At 65.6% G+C, this 14,053-nt stretch carries 13 protein-coding genes; 6 read left to right on the top strand and 7 right to left on the bottom strand.

What is annotated here, in order from left to right:
• Nucleotides 1-7: 7 nt before the first annotated feature.
• From QX132_RS06630 to QX132_RS06620, 3 genes are all read right to left on the bottom strand, one after another.
• A complete protein-coding gene (locus tag QX132_RS06630; RefSeq protein WP_316160483.1) occupies nucleotides 8-1,180 on the bottom strand; it encodes a M20 aminoacylase family protein in 1,173 nt (390 codons plus the stop codon).
• Nucleotides 1,181-1,258: 78 nt separating this feature from the next.
• Entirely contained in the window at nucleotides 1,259-2,191 is a 933-nt protein-coding gene (locus QX132_RS06625) for a glycosyltransferase family 2 protein (protein ID WP_316160480.1), read from the bottom strand.
• 48 nt (nucleotides 2,192-2,239) lie between these two features.
• Nucleotides 2,240-2,761 (bottom strand): NUDIX domain-containing protein, encoded by a 522-nt coding sequence (locus QX132_RS06620; protein ID WP_315776132.1) that lies wholly within the window; start codon nucleotides 2,759-2,761, stop codon nucleotides 2,240-2,242.
• A 127-nt stretch (nucleotides 2,762-2,888) separates the two neighbouring features.
• Between QX132_RS06620 and QX132_RS06615 the strand changes: the two genes are divergently transcribed.
• Nucleotides 2,889-3,773, top strand: a complete 885-nt coding sequence (locus QX132_RS06615; RefSeq protein WP_315811810.1) for a metallophosphoesterase — start codon at nucleotides 2,889-2,891, stop codon at nucleotides 3,771-3,773.
• A 15-nt stretch (nucleotides 3,774-3,788) separates the two neighbouring features.
• Here QX132_RS06615 and QX132_RS06610 read toward each other — a convergent pair whose 3' ends face one another.
• A complete protein-coding gene (locus QX132_RS06610; protein WP_316160477.1) occupies nucleotides 3,789-4,337 on the bottom strand; it encodes a hypothetical protein in 549 nt (182 codons plus the stop codon).
• Nucleotides 4,338-4,573: 236 nt separating this feature from the next.
• A complete protein-coding gene (locus QX132_RS06605; protein WP_315717315.1) occupies nucleotides 4,574-4,780 on the bottom strand; it encodes a hypothetical protein in 207 nt (68 codons plus the stop codon).
• Between the two features lie 195 nt (nucleotides 4,781-4,975).
• On the opposite strand from QX132_RS06605, the gene QX132_RS06600 reads away from it, so the two are divergent.
• The gene (locus QX132_RS06600) at nucleotides 4,976-6,421 is read left to right on the top strand and encodes a short-chain fatty acyl-CoA regulator family protein (protein WP_316160475.1); all 1,446 of its coding nucleotides are present in this window, start codon (nucleotides 4,976-4,978) and stop codon (nucleotides 6,419-6,421) included.
• A gap of 281 nt (nucleotides 6,422-6,702) precedes the next feature.
• Here the strand turns inward: QX132_RS06600 and QX132_RS06595 are convergent, their stop codons facing one another.
• The gene (locus QX132_RS06595) at nucleotides 6,703-7,389 is read right to left on the bottom strand and encodes an L-2-amino-thiazoline-4-carboxylic acid hydrolase (protein WP_316160472.1); all 687 of its coding nucleotides are present in this window, start codon (nucleotides 7,387-7,389) and stop codon (nucleotides 6,703-6,705) included.
• A 153-nt stretch (nucleotides 7,390-7,542) separates the two neighbouring features.
• On the opposite strand from QX132_RS06595, the gene QX132_RS06590 reads away from it, so the two are divergent.
• The 3 genes from QX132_RS06590 to mdoH all read left to right on the top strand — a co-directional run bounded on the left by QX132_RS06590 (nucleotide 7,543) and on the right by mdoH (nucleotide 11,973).
• Nucleotides 7,543-8,169, top strand: coding sequence for a LysR family transcriptional regulator (locus tag QX132_RS06590; protein WP_315811807.1), 627 nt, complete (start codon nucleotides 7,543-7,545; stop codon nucleotides 8,167-8,169).
• A 190-nt stretch (nucleotides 8,170-8,359) separates the two neighbouring features.
• Nucleotides 8,360-9,856, top strand: coding sequence for a glucan biosynthesis protein G (locus QX132_RS06585; protein ID WP_316160470.1), 1,497 nt, complete (start codon nucleotides 8,360-8,362; stop codon nucleotides 9,854-9,856).
• The gene (mdoH, locus tag QX132_RS06580) at nucleotides 9,844-11,973 is read left to right on the top strand and encodes a glucans biosynthesis glucosyltransferase MdoH (protein WP_316160468.1); all 2,130 of its coding nucleotides are present in this window, start codon (nucleotides 9,844-9,846) and stop codon (nucleotides 11,971-11,973) included. Before QX132_RS06585 ends, mdoH begins: the two co-directional genes overlap by 13 nt.
• Nucleotides 11,974-11,991: 18 nt before the next feature.
• On the opposite strand, the gene QX132_RS06575 is transcribed toward mdoH, so the two are convergent.
• Nucleotides 11,992-13,290, bottom strand: a complete 1,299-nt coding sequence (locus QX132_RS06575) for a TadE/TadG family type IV pilus assembly protein (protein WP_315738376.1) — start codon at nucleotides 13,288-13,290, stop codon at nucleotides 11,992-11,994.
• A gap of 347 nt (nucleotides 13,291-13,637) precedes the next feature.
• Between QX132_RS06575 and QX132_RS06570 the strand changes: the two genes are divergently transcribed.
• On the top strand, nucleotides 13,638-14,033 hold the full coding sequence (locus tag QX132_RS06570) for a hypothetical protein (RefSeq protein WP_315785662.1): 396 nt from the start codon (nucleotides 13,638-13,640) through the stop codon (nucleotides 14,031-14,033).
• Nucleotides 14,034-14,053 lie beyond the last annotated feature (20 nt).

The following is a 14,053-nucleotide window of genomic DNA, read 5'->3' as shown; positions in this document are numbered from 1 at the left end:
GCCGGCATCAATCAGCCGGCATCGTCTTCTCGACCAGCCGCACCCAATAGGAGGCGCCATGGCCAAGAATGTTGTCGTTGAAGCGATAGGCCGGGTGGTGGCAATCCTTGCCGTCGCCCATGCCGAGGAAGACGAAGGCGCCGGGACGGGCCTGCAGCATGAAGGCGAAATCCTCGGCCCCCATCAGCGGCGGCGCATTGTCGACCACCCGCTCCGCGCCGACAACGTCGCGGGCGACGTCAGCGGCGACGCCGGTCTCGCGCGCATGATTCATCGTGATCGGGTAGAGCCGCGTGTATTTCGTCGTCGCCTCACCGCCATAGGTGCGGGCGATGCCGTCGGCGACCTCGGCAATGCGGCGCTCCACCAGATCCTGCACCTCGGGATCCAGCGTGCGCACGGTGCCCTTCAATTCGACGGTTTCCGGAATGACGTTCATCGCCTTGCCGGCCTCGACGACGCAGATCGAGATGACCGCCGACTTGATCGGATCGACGTTGCGCGACACGATCGACTGCAGCGCCGTGATGATGTGCGCAGCGATCAGCACGCTGTCGACCGCCTTGTGAACCCCGGCGCCGGCATGACCGCCCTTGCCGCGGACGGTGATCTCGATCTGGTCCGATGACGCCAGCATCGGACCCGGCCGCAGCGCGAAGACGCCTTCGGGCACGCCCGGCGCATTGTGCAGACCGTAGACCTCCTGGATGCCCCAGCGGGTCATCAATCCATCGTCGACCATCGCCTTGCCGCCGGCGCCGCCCTCCTCGGCGGGCTGGAAGATCACGATCGCGGTGCCGTCGAAATTGCGCGTGTCGGCGAGATGCTTGGCGGCACCCAGCAGCATCGCGGTATGGCCGTCATGGCCGCAGGCATGCATCAGGCCCGGCGTCTTCGACGCATAGGGCACGCCCGAGGCTTCCTCGATCGGCAGCGCGTCCATGTCGGCGCGCAGGCCGATGGTGCGACCTGAACTGGTCCGACGGCCGCGGATGACACCGACCACGCCGGTGCGCCCAATGCCCGTCACCACCTCGTCACAACCGAATTCGCGCAAGCGCTCGGCGACGATGCCGGCGGTGCGGTGCACCTCGTACATCAACTCCGGATGTTCATGGAGATCATGGCGCCAGGCGGCCATGTCGTCGGCGAGCGCGGCGATGCTGTTGAGGATGGGCATGGAGGCGGTGTTCTCGTTCAGGACATTGACGCCCGAACCATGACCGGAACGGCGGACGGACACAAGCTTCCGCCTGCATCAGCCCTCGATCGGCGCGTGTGACAGATAGGCCAGCAGCTTCATCTCGCGGCGACCGCGGGTGACGGTGTCGAGCACGAGGCCCGACGAGGCCGACAGCAGCGCCATGATCATCAGGCCCATCGACAGCACGGCGGTCGGCAGCCGCGGCACCAGCCCGGTCTCGATATAGGTGACGAAGATGGGAATCGCGAAGCCGATCGAGACCAGCGCGAGGAAAATGCCGATCGCGCTGAAGAAGCGCAGCGGCTTCTCCGAGCGATAAAGCTTCAGGATCGTGCCGAGGATGCGGAAGCCGTCGCGCCAGGTGTTGAGCTTGGAGACGGACCCTTCGGGCCGCGCGTAGTATGGCGTCGCGACCTCGGCCACCGGCAGCGCCAGCTCCAGCGCATGCACGGTGAGCTCGGTCTCGATCTCGAATCCGTCGGAGAGGACGGGGAAGGATTTGACGAAACGGCGCGAGAATACGCGGTAGCCGGACAGGATGTCCTTGAAGGCCTGGCCGAACACCTCGGCGAGGAAGCTCGTCAGCATCCAGTTGCCGGTGCGATGACCCATGCGATAGGCGGCCTGCTCCTGGTCGACGCGCAGGCCCACCACCATGTCGAGCCGCTCGCTGACGAGACGCGCGATCATGCCGGGCGCACTCGGCGCGTCATAGGTCGCGTCGCCATCGACCAGGACGTAGATGTCAGCATCGACATCGGCGAACATGCGCCGGACGACGTGGCCCTTTCCCTGCCGCCGCTCACGGCGCACCTCCGCGCCGGCTGCGCGCGCGACCTCGATGGTGCGGTCCTTGGAATTGTTGTCGTAGACATAGACCGTGGCCGTCGGCAGCGCCTGCTTGAAATCGCGGACCACGGTGGCGACCGCGGCCTCCTCATTGTAGCAGGGCACCAGCACGGCGATCCGCATCGAAGGTGATATCATCGACCCCTCTCCCACGGCCGGGAGACTGCCCTCATTCGGTGCAGAAATTCATAATGATCCGGCGGCAACGTTCTGTTCCGGCCGCCAGGTGGGAATGACCTTAACGCCGTCTAGCACCTCGCGCAGGCGGGACAGCGTGCCGAGCGTCGTTCCCTCCGGCAGCGCATCAAATGCGAAGAATCCGGTCTCCACGATCTCGAGGTTCGGCTCCGGCGGCCGGTCCTGCGTGAACCTTTTGATAACGAAGACGGCGACGTGGTCGCGCGACGAGACGTGGCTGTTGAGGAAGATGCCGTGCAGCTCCGGCTCGCCTTCGAGCGCGATCCGGCCCTCCTCGAACAGCTCCCGCGTCAGCGCCTCGATGAACGTCTCGCCGACCTCGACGCCGCCGCCCGGCAGGTGCCAACCCGAGACATAGCCATGCCGGACCAGGAACACGCGGTTCTCGGCATCCAGCACCACGCCGCGGACGCCGAGCGTCATGCCGCGGGCGAAGCGCCAATAGAGATGGAAGCCGCGGCGGAGCACGGGCTCGAACCGGATCCGCAGCCGGCTCAGATGTGTCGTCATCGCTGTCGTCGTCCTGGTTGTTCTTGCGCTCGCTGGCAGGGCTTGTCATGAGAGCCGGGCACCACGAGGGATAGCACGAGATGACATCTGGGCGCGCTTGCATCCGCCATCGGCACCGAGGGGCATAATGGCCGCCTTCACGCTCGCTCATCTGTCCGACCCGCATCTCGCGCCACAGCACAAGCCGCGCCTGTCGGAGCTCGCCGGCAAGCGCGCGCTCGGCTATCTCAACTGGACGCGCAATCGCTACAAATACCATCGCAGCGACATCCTCGATCTGCTCATCTCCGACCTGCACACGCAGATGCCGGACCAGATCGCCGTCACCGGCGATCTGGTCAATTTCGCCCTGGAATCGGAATTCCCGCTCGCCCAGGCCTGGCTCAGGACGGTGGGTCCGCCGGACAGGGTCACCGCGATCCCGGGCAATCACGACGCCTATGTGCGCTCGACCCGGCTGCGCTTCGCCGAGAGCTTTGCCGACTATTTCGGTGGCGATGCCGCGGGACCGGCAACGTTCCCGTCGCTGCGCCGGCGCGGGCCGCTGGCGCTGATCAGCCTGTCCTCGGCCGTGCCCTCGGCGCCGTTCATGGCGACGGGACGGATCGGCAGCGCGCAACTCGCCGCGCTTGAGCTGCTGCTCGAATCGCTGGCGCACGAGCAGCTGTTCCGCGTGCTGCTGGTGCATCATCCGCTGCGCTCGGCCCACCGGATGAAGCGGCTGACCGACGCCAAGAAGCTGATCGCGCTGCTCGCGCGCCATGGCGTCGAGCTGATCCTGCACGGCCATGACCACGTGCATTCGACCATCTGGATCGATGGCCCGGAGCGCAAGATCCCGGTCGTCGGCGTGCCCTCGGCCTCCTCGATCGCGCATGGCCACTATCCAGCCGCGGCCTACAACATGTTTGCCATCAGCAGCGACGGCAATCACTGGCGCTGCGACATGACCGTGCGCGCGGTCAACGAGGCGCTGCGCGTGCGCGAAATCCGCGAGGTCCGCCTGCTTTGAGTCGCGGCCAAGTCCTCAGATCTGCTGCAGGCTCGCATAGAACGCGACCCCGAACAGCGACAGCGCGCCGAGCACGAAGCCGAGCACGAACGGCCAGAACCCGCCGCGCCGCCGCGGCGCCTCGCTGGTCTCCCTCGCCTGAGCCCGGGCGACGCTGAAGGCACGCTCGCGCTCGACCATCCGGCGGGCGACGTAGTCGGTGACGGCTTTCACGATCGCACCGATGTCGTGCGACTCGACGAGCACGATGCGGCCGTTGCGGGTGTCCTGCACGAAGCGATACTGCCGCTTGTCACGCCCCATCACGACATGGGCGACGACGTCGATCCACAGCCGCGGCGTCTCGCCCTGGCTGATGCCACGGTCGAACAGATCGAGCTGGCTCGGGATCTCCGCGAACAGGGAGTCGAGCGCATCGTTGAGGATCTCCAGCCGAGCCACCTCGGCGTCGCGCAGGTCGACCACCACGCCTGTTCGGTCTGCGGCCTCGATCCGGGCCTGGCGCAGCGCTTCGCGCAGGCGCACGGGGCGGGAGTCTGTGCTGCTATCGGCGGCCTCGGACATCGCTCACGCTTTCACGGTTCGGCCCTGGTTTCGCCAGGTTCCCACCGTGTAAACCTAGCAGTAACCCAGTATTCTGCAATCCCCTTTCATCTTCAATGGGTTATAAGCACGCCGTCGTAACCACGAAAAGGACGTGGGCGGCCCCCGCCGATGTGATCCGGCTGAGACCGCCCCGTCCTTGGGCTCTTCCTTGAGCTTATTGAAATACCCGGCAATGCATTCCTTGCGCGGCCGCGTCAGGCGGCCGGAGCGCGCTGCGGTTCCTCGACGATCGAGAACCGCACGCCAGCCTTGTGGCGGTTTTCCTCGGACACCTCGCGCCAGCAATCCTCGGCTTCCTTGCGCGACTTGAACGGACCCTTCACCTGGGCCGAGCCTTCCACCAGCTTGTGGAAATTCATCGAGCCGAACTCGCCGCCGATCACCCAGAAATTGCTGCTCATGAGACTCTCCTTCAACCGTCACAATTTTGACAGTGCATTGCGAATTGCGTGACAGGAGATAAACGCGAGTCCGGCTGTTTCGTATAGAGCCCTTGTTTTCGAATGGTGATGTCATGTAACATCATCACTTGTCATAAATGTCATTTTGTAAATTTTGTCACAAAGGCGGGCCGGCCGGCCCGAAGGGGGATCGCGATGCCCGGCGAATCCGGAAAGAAGCTGTTCGTCGGCCCGCGCTTCAGGCGCATCCGCCAGCAATTGGGGCTGTCGCAGACCCAGCTCGCCGAGGGCCTCGGGATCTCGCCGAGCTATGTCAACCTGATCGAGCGCAACCAGCGCCCGGTCAGCGCCCAGATCCTGCTGCGGCTGGCCGAAACCTACGACCTCGACCTGCGCGACCTCGCCAGCGCCGACGAGGACCGCTTCTTCGCCGAGCTCAACGAGATCTTCTCCGATCCGCTGTTCCGCCAGATCGAGCTGCCCAAGCAGGAGCTGCGCGATCTCGCCGAGCTCTGCCCCGGCGTCACCCACGCGCTGCAGCGGCTGTACGCGGCCTACACCGAGGCGCGCCGCGGCGAGACCCTGGTGGCGGCGCAGATGGCCGACCGCAACGAGGGCGCCCGTTTCGAGGCCAACCCGATCGAGCGCGTGCGCGACCTGATCGAAGCCAACCGCAACTATTTCGCCGAGCTCGAGCAGCAGGCCGAAAGCCTGCGCGACGCGCTCGACGTGCCGGCCGAGGGGCTCTATGCGGCGCTCGCGGCGCGGCTGCGCGAAAAGCATTCGGTGCAGACGCGGGTGATGCCGGTCGACGTGATGCGCGAGACCTTGCGCCGCTACGACCGCCATCGCCGCCAGCTGCTGATCTCCGAACTGGTCGACGGGCCCGGACGCACCTTCCAGCTCGCGGTGCAGCTCGGCATGGCCGAATGCCTGCCGCAGTTCGAGCTCATCATCGGCCGCGCCGGCGCGCTCGACGACACCTCGCGGCGGCTGTACCGCATGACGCTGGCGAGCTACTTCGCCGCCGCCGTCATGATGCCCTATGCGCCGTTCCTCACTGCTGCGGAGGCGCTGAGCTACGACATCAACGTGCTGGCGCAGCGCTTCAATACCGGCTTCGAACAGGTCTGCCACCGCCTCACCACCCTGTCGCGCCCGAACGCCCGCGGCATCCCGTTCTTCATGCTGCGCGTCGACAATGCCGGCAACGTCTCCAAGCGCTTCTCGTCGGGCACCTTCCCGTTCTCCAAGTTCGGCGGCACCTGCCCGCTGTGGAACGTGCATTCGACCTTCGACACGCCCGACCGCCTCCTGAAGCAGATCATCGAGCTGCCGGACGGTTCGCGCTATTTCTCGATCGCCCAGATGGTCCGCCGCCCGGTCGCGCCGCATCCGCTGCCGCAGCCACGCTTCGCCATCGGCCTCGGCTGCGAGATCCGCCACGCATCGCGCCTGGTCTATGCCGCCGGCATCGATCTGGAGAAGACCGAGGGCACCCCGATCGGGGTCAACTGCCGGCTGTGCGAGCGGGAGAACTGCGCCCAGCGCGCCGAGCCGCCGATCACGCGCACGCTGATCTTGGACGAGACCACGCGGCGCGTCAGCTCGTTCGCGTTCAGCAATGCGAGGGAGCTTTGAGACCACGGCTCTCTCCTCCGTCATTCCGGGGCGCGCGAAGCGCAAACCAGGAATCCATCCAACGACACCGCCTGCGGCCCTGATTCCGGGCTCGCGCTTCGCGCGCCCCGGACTGACACCGGGTTTTTAGCCCCATCTATCCACGTCATTGGGCACGGCGCGCAGAGAGCAGCGCCAGATGCAGACAGCGCCGCATGCGCGCCTTTGCCCACCCTACGAACTGCAATCGCTAAGAGAGCTTTCGTTTGGAAGAACCTCGCGTTGCCAAAGAATGATCCGACCTAATCCGAGGCCAGCCGCGAGAAGCGGAAGTTGCAGTGGCTTGCGCCACCGGCCAGCGTCTGCGTCCGCTCGAGCCGGACGCCGCGCGTCGCATAGGCGTCGACGTCCAGCCCGCAGATGTTCGGCAGGATGTCCTTGTCACCATGACGAGCGGCGAATTTGCAGAAGCCGCAAGCCTTGTAGTCGATGCCGAATTCGAAGGTGTCACTCGGGCCGGGCTCGACGACATCGTAGACGAAGTCGTCAGGAAATTCGCGCCGATGGCTTTCCGATGTACTCAACGCCGCCTGTTGACGCAAGAAGCTCCGGTTCTCGGGCGACATGAATCGGCGGCCCGCTTCGAGACGCTGCGCTTCAGGCTCCGTGAGCAGCTGCGCCTTGTGGACCTCTCGTTCGATGTCGCCGATCACGGCGGATGGCAAGCCGTGTCGCCGGAGCACACGGCTCATGGCCATGAAGCCGATGAGCTGCATGAAGAACGCGGTCATGCGGCTTGCGGCGCCTCCGACATATGGAAGCTGGTTGAGCACGACGTCGAACTCCTTCATGACGTCGGCCCTGATTGCATCGATGTCAGACAGCTCAGCCCGCTGGCTCAGGAAGGGACCGGCAAGGTCGAGGCGCTGGCGCATGGCGTCCTGCATGGCGCCGATGTGCGTCTGGTAGAAGAGATGGATATCGGACATCGAACCTCCTTCGTTGCCGGACCTGTCCGGCCAGCACGTTGAGCAAGCAACCCTACCCGCGACCATCCGCGCGCCTCAAAGCAGAGTTTCTGCGGCTCAGCGAAAGAAAATCTATTGCAGGCCTACGGACCTGCCGTGCCAGAGTGCCTGACGATGACCTACAGCCTCCCTCCCCTGAACGCGCTCCGAGCCTTCGAAGCTGCGGCGCGACATCTCAGCTTCAAGCTGGCTGCGCATGAACTGCATGTGACGCCCGCCGCTATCGGGCAGCACGTGAAGGCCCTCGAACTGCGCCTCGGGGTGCGTCTGTTCGAGCGGCTGCACAAGCAACTCGTCCTGACGGCGGAGGGAAAGTCCTATCTGGTCGGGATCTCCGACGGCTTTCGCCGCATCGCAGATGCGACCTCGCAGCTCAAACCCCGATGCGCGGTGCTGCTGCAACTGGGCGTCCACGACGGCTTCGATTTGCGTCGCCTCGCGCTGGAGCATTTCCGCGGCACACATCCCGACATCGGATTGCGGGTCGTGCAGCCGGCCGGCTTGCATGAGTTGGTCGAAGGGAAGGTCGACGTGTTGATCGACCGTGGCCTTAGCAACCATCCCGGCTATCGCTGCGACAGGATCGAAGGGAGCAGCGGCTTGGGAGACTGGCTCATCGCACCTGAAGGGACGGCGGAGTGTCCGGAAGTGACGGGCCTGCGCGTATGGTTGCGTTCCAGATCGGCTGACGCCTTGCCGATCGACCGTCGACCAGGTCGGATCGGACTCGTCCGACGTTGAAGCCTCCCCCCTCGCCTTTGCCAATATAGAGCCGTGCGAGCAACGACCGGTCAGCGGCGTCATGATCGTCGTTCATGTGCCGTTCGGACACGACGATCGATTGTTCGGGCTGAAAGGTCGCGCTTCCCGATGGAACCCGACGCCTTCAGAAATGTTGCTCCGCAGTTCCATGCAGCAAAGCGAGAATAAGTTGAATCGTCGTCAGTTCATTCAATCTGCGGCTGCGATCCCGGTCGCCGCATCGCTGGCGCGGAGTGCGTCGGCAGCGGCGCAGCCGTTCAGTGCAGCCACTGTCCGCGACCTCGCGCGCAATCTCGCGGCGAAGCCATTCGCCGCGCCGGACGACAAGCTGCCGGACGCGCTGGCCAAGCTCGACTACGACGCCTATCGCTCGATCCGCTTCCTGCCGGACCATGCGCTGTGGCGCGGCGATAACCTGCCGTTCCAGGCGCAGTTCTTCCACCGCGGCTCCATCTACAAGGACCGGGTCGACATCTACGAGATTGCCGACGGGCAGGCCAAGCCCGTGGCCTATCGTCCCGAGGACTTTGCATTCGGTCAGCAGGTCGCGGCGTTCCCGGCCGCCGATCTCGGCTTTGCCGGCTTCCGCATCCACGCGCCGATGAACCGGCCGGACTACTACGACGAGGTCTGTGTGTTTCTTGGCGCGAGCTATTTTCGCGCGGTCGCCAAGGGCGAGATCTACGGGCTCTCCGCGCGAGGGCTGTCGATCGACACCGGCGAGGCCAAGGGCGAGGAATTTCCGGTGTTCAAGGCGTTCTGGCTGGAGAAGCCGACGGGCGGCGCCACCGCGATGGTGGTGCACGCGCTGCTCGACAGCAAGAGCGCCACCGGCTCCTACCGGTTCACCATCCGTCCCGGCGAGACGACCGTGTTCGACGTCGAGGCCTCGCTGTATCCGCGCGTCGAGATCGCTCACGCCGGGCTCGCGCCGATGACCAGCATGTTCTTCTTCGGACCCAACGACCGCAACGACGTCGACGACTTCCGCCCCGCCGTGCACGATTCCGACGGGCTGGCGATGTTCAACGGCAAGGGCGAGCAGTTGTGGCGCTCCCTGAGCAATCCGCGAGACCTGCAGGTCAGCGTGTTCAACGATCTCAACCCGCGCGGCTTCGGCTTGATGCAGCGGGAGCGAAAATACGCCGCCTACCAGGATCTGGAATCGCATTTCGAACGGCGGCCGAGCCTGTGGATCGAGCCGATCGGTGACTGGGGTGAAGGCGCGGTGGTGCTGTTCGAGATTCCGACCAAGCAGGAGATCCACGACAACATCGCCGCATTCTGGCGACCGAAGGCGCCGCTCGCCGCCAAGGGAGAGCACAACATGACCTACCGCCTGCATTGGGGCCAGGATGCGCCGAAGCCGCATGCGCTCGCGCGCGTCACTCGCACCGGCGTCGGCGTTCACGGCGAAGGACGGTTGTTCGTGCTCGAGCTCGAGGGAGACGCCTTGAAGGAACTCGATCCGGGCCAGGTCAAGGGCGTGGTCAGCGCCGACAAAGCGGAGGTGACCAACATCGTCACGCAGCCCAACCCCGAGACGGGCGGATGGCGGCTGAGCTTCCAATGTGCCGTGAATGGCGCACCGGTCGAGCTGCGCGCCGAGCTCACCGCCAATGACAAGCTCGTCTCCGAGAGCTGGATCTATCGATGGACGCCGTAACCTCAAGGCAGATGCGCGCGCCTCATCGCGCGGCGATCAACGGCTTCCTTCCCGCAGAAGCGCCGCTCGCGATGGAGCCGTCGCCGCTGCATCACGTTCCGGCGGCGCAACAGGCGATCACGAGCGGGCCACGCATCGCGTTGCGGCGCGCGCTGATCTTCGCCGGCACGGCCGCATTGACGTTGGCCGGCTGCTACAAGATGTACGAAGTGGTCGAGGTCGGCGGGGTGACCGTGCTGGAAGGCATGGTGCTGGTGCTGTTCTCGATCCTGCTTGCGTGGATCGCCTTCGCCTTCGTGTGCGCGCTGGCCGGATTCTATGCCTTGCTGGGGCGGCGGCGCGATACGATCGCGATCGACATCGACGGCCCTCTGCCCGATCTCGCAAGCCGCACGGCGATGCTGCTGCCGACCTACAACGAGGATCCGCATGCAGTGATGGTGCGGCTGCGGGCCATGATCGAATCCGTCGCCGAGACCGGTCAGGCCGAGCACTTCGACTGGTTTCTGCTGAGCGACACCACCGATCCCGACATCTGGATCGGCGAGGAAGCCGCGTTTCTGGCGCTGCGCGAGGCCTGCGGCACCGATCGCGTGTTCTACCGGCACCGCGCCGACAATGTCGCCCGCAAGGCGGGCAACATCGCCGAATGGGTGCGGCGCTTCGGCGCGGCTTATGATCACATGATCATCCTCGACGCCGACAGCCTGATGAGCGGCCCGACCGTGGTGCGGCTGGCGCATGCGATGGAGCACGCCCCGGAAGCGGCGCTGATCCAGACCCTGCCCGTGATCGTCAACGGCACCAGTCTCTTCGCTCGCCTTCAGCAGTTCGCCGGCCGACTCTACGGGCCGGTCATCGCCGCCGGCAATGCCTGGTGGTACGGCGCCGAAGGCAACTATTGGGGCCACAACGCCATCATTCGCGTCGCGGCGTTCGCGCAGGACGCGGCCCTGCCGGAGTTGCGCGGCCGCAAGCCGTTCGGCGGGCATATTCTCAGCCACGACTTCATAGAAGCCGCGCTGATGCGCCGCGCCGGCTGGGGCATCTACATGACGGTCGACCTCGACGGCAGCTTCGAGGAAGTCCCGCCATCGCTGATCGACCATGCCGCGCGCGACCGGCGCTGGTGCCAGGGCAATCTGCAGCATTTGGCGGTGCTGCCGGCGCGCGGCCTGCATTGGGTATCGCGGCTGCACCTGTTGATCGGCATTGGCGCCTACATCACCGCGCCGCTGTGGTTCGCCTTCCTCGTGCTCGGCATCCTGATTTCGCTGCAGGCCAATTTCGTCCGGCCGGAATACTTCCCGAAGGGCTTTGCGCTGTTTCCGACCTGGCCGGCCCAGGATCCGGTGCTCGCCGCCCAGGTCTTCGCGGCGACGCTCGGCCTGCTGATGGTGCCGAAGCTGCTCGCCTGCCTCGGCACGTTGTTCACGCCGACGCGCCGCCGAGGCTTTGGCGGCGGGTTGCGCCTCTGCGTCGCCGTGCTGGCGGAGACCGTGCTGGCTGCGCTGATCGCGCCCTCGATGATGATCTTCCAGTCGGCCGCGGTGATCGAGATCCTGCTGGGACGCGACGCCGGCTGGCAGGTGCAGCGCCGCAGCGACGGCGGCGTGAGCCGGCAGGAGATCTATCGAAAGTTCGCGCTGCCCACCATCTGCGGCCTCGCAATGGCTGCCAGCGCCTATGCGGTGTCGCTGCCTCTGCTCGCCTGGATGTCGCCGGTCATTGCCGGCCTCGTGCTGTCGATTCCGATCGGACTTCTGACGGGCGGCCGCAGCACCGGCACCGCCCTGTTCGTGACGCCCGAGGACCGGACGCCGCCGCGCGTGCTGATCCGGGCGCGGGAGCTTGCCGATGAGCCCGAGCCCCGCCGCGAGGCCGCGCTGGTCGCGCTGCAGCGGAATGCCGAGCTGCGGCGAAAGCATGTCGATGCCCTGCCCGCGCCACAGCGGCGCGAGCCGGGCGACATCGACGTCGACCTCGCCACCGCCAAGGCGCGGATCGCGGGGGCCGGCTCGTTCACGCAGGCGATCCGCTTCCTGTCGCGCCGTGAGATCCTGGCCGTCCTCAGGGATGGCGCGACGCTGGAGCAGCTCGTCGCACTTCCCGCATGAGCGCCTGGACGACCTGCCCTATTTGGTCAGATGCGCCGATGCGATCGCCTGCTGGAACAGCGCGGTAAGCGCTGCGCCGATGCTGCCGCTCGAATCGACTTCGTAGTAGTAGCCCGGGCTGGCGCACGATTTCATGATGCCGCTGATCGAATCCCGCCATGGCGCGATATAGGTCGTGTACCAGCTGTTGTTGGTGATCGCGAGATAGGTGGTGTAGAGCACGGCGATCTTGATGCCACGAGCCTTCAACGCATCGCAGGTCGTCGTGTTCAGCGGTTCCTGGCAGCGGCCGCCCGAGAGAACTGTCTTGCTGCAGGTGGTCGGATAGGAATAGTCGGCGACGCCGTCGGAGACGAAGAACAGCCATTTCTGCGGCTTGGTCGACGAGCCGTCGCCCTGGGTCGGGATGACGCCGTTCATCGCGGACATCGCACCGTCGAAATCGCTGCACATGTCGTTGTTGTAGCCGCTGTAGGGGATCGTCATCAGGTCGAGCGAACCGACCGACGACTTCACCGAGGACATGCTCGAGGACAGGCTGGCGATGGTCGTGAGGCCGAGCGAGCCGCAGTCGCTGCCCAGGCTGTAGACCGCCATGCGGTACTGGTTGCTGACGACCTGGCTGGCGGTCGCCGTGTCCGTGAGCGACTGCGTCGCGCTCCGGACGACGTCGATGCGCATCGTCACGCCCTTCTTCTTGGCGATGGAATAATAGCTGTTGGTCTGCAGCGTCTTCTTCGAGCTCGACGTATAGGTGTCGTGGCAGGCGAAGGCGCACTTGTCGGACGTCGCATTCTGCAGCGTCGTCATGTCGGCCGTGGTTGCGCCGAGGCCCTGCGACGGCGAGTTGTCGAGCAGAACGTAAAAGTCCATGTAGGTCGGGAACGAGGCCGAAGCCGACGACGAGGCCGAGACCGTCATGGTCGGGTAGCCGAACATGTGCATGAAGGCCGTCTTGACCACCACGGTGGCGCTGCCGGTCACGGTCCGCGCGGTGACGCTATCGCTGATATCGATGTTCAGCGAGTCCGCCGCCAGATTGTGCGCCGCCATCTGGCCGTTGAACATGTTGGTCGCCGCCGTCTTGGCATCCGACGCGGCGCCGCGCATGGCGGTGTAGCCGGTCGCAGCCAGCATCGCGGCGTCGATCGAAGCCGACAGCTTCGCCTTGGCGCGCACGGCCATCGAATAGTCGATCGCCGAGCCGACGAAGGCGAGGATCGGGAGCAAAGCAAGCGCGAAGATGATCGCGATGTTGCCGCTCTGGTCGCGACGGAAACGCGACAATAGCCTGAGGTATCTATTTCCGGCCAGCACGGCCACACTCCAACGAACACGGTGATGTTGCCGGGAATGTTGCGGATCAAGCGTTGCATTGGAATTGATGGAATTGCCGAGAATTGGTTACGTTGCGTTTCCGATTGTCGTAAGCGGCCTTCCGGCGGTGTCGATGCACCACTCAGAGTGACATGACTGCCATGCGGACAGTGTTTTTGGCGGGCCCAACACGGAATGCCGGACGGGTCTCATCCGCCCGCCGCCCCCTGATCTGCGCGGCATCCCTCCTCTGGTACCCCGATTGCAAAGCGGCTGCGCCGATTGCATAGTCCGCGCGGTTTGCAGCGCCGGGGCGCGCTGATTCTCTGGGGGAGTTGGGGACGACGATGGCGGATGCCGATCTTGATGCCGTGATCCGGCAACTGGCCAAGCAGCAGAACAAGGCCATTCTGGCGGCGGCGAAGAAGCGCAAGGACCGCTTCAACGGCATGGCCGTCAAGGCCAAGGACAAGGACGCCAAGGAGCGCTTCAAGCTGCTCGCTCGCGAGGCGGTCGAGCAGGCCAATGCCGCCGCCCGACGGCTCCTGATCTCCGCCGACAACGTCGCCGACAGCTACGCCCGCGCGATGCGCCAGGCCGCCGCCGCGGAGCTGCCCAGGAAGGCGGAGTCCAAGCCTCCGGAGAAAAAGGCCGACGCCGCGGCAGCCAAGCCGCAAGCTAGCAAGGCGGCCAGGAAGGCTCCTGCGAGGGCCACGGCGAAGAAGGCCGCCAAGTCCGCCTGAGCCGGGCTCCGAGCGGACGC

The sequence above is a fragment of the Bradyrhizobium sp. SZCCHNRI20481 genome, assembly GCF_032485055.1.
GTDB lineage: Bacteria > Pseudomonadota > Alphaproteobacteria > Rhizobiales > Xanthobacteraceae > Bradyrhizobium.
The sequence above is the reverse complement of the archived record's forward strand: the minus strand, read 5'-3'. Positions and strand labels throughout refer to the sequence as shown.